The 514-nt window shown below is 66.9% G+C and carries 1 protein-coding gene; it reads left to right on the plus strand.

What is annotated here, in order from left to right; translation table 11 throughout:
- Positions 1 to 21: 21 nt before the first annotated feature.
- The coding region (locus tag JWG43_RS17830) for a tail fiber protein (RefSeq protein ID WP_205244292.1) at positions 22 to 514 on the plus strand (493 nt) is incomplete at its 3' end.

Genomic DNA, 514 nt, shown 5'->3' on the forward strand with positions numbered 1-514 from the left:
GGCCTACATCGAGGAATAGCCATGCATCGCATCGACACGGCCACGGCCACGCCGGACCACAAGTTCACCGAAGGCGATCCCGCCGTCCCCGTGGCGGCCACCACCGTTTCCGCCGAATGGCTCAATGCCGTGCAGGAGGAGCTGGTGGCGGTCATCACCGGGGCCGGGCTGGAGCTGAAAAAAAGCGACAATGGCCAGCTCTGGCAGGCCATCAGCCAGCTCATCACCAACGCCAAGCCCGGACTGGCCACCAAGGCCAAGCCCGGCCTCGTGCAGGTGGGCGGCGGGCTGAATATCACGCCGGAAGGGCTTCTCTCCGTCCTGGCGGCCAGCGTCACCCAGGCGGGCATCGTCCAGCTGGCGTCCGGCCTGTCCGATTCCACGACCACGGCCCCCACCTGCAAGGCCGTCAAGGACGCCATCGAGAGCAAGCTCGCCGCCGTCAATGTGCCTGTAGGCGGCATCCTGCCCTTTTCCGGCACCTTCGGCGGTGAAGGCAACCGCTTCCCCATCC

The sequence above is a fragment of the Desulfobulbus alkaliphilus genome (assembly GCF_016918545.1).
In the GTDB taxonomy this organism is placed as follows: Bacteria; Desulfobacterota; Desulfobulbia; order Desulfobulbales; family Desulfobulbaceae; genus Desulfobulbus; species Desulfobulbus alkaliphilus.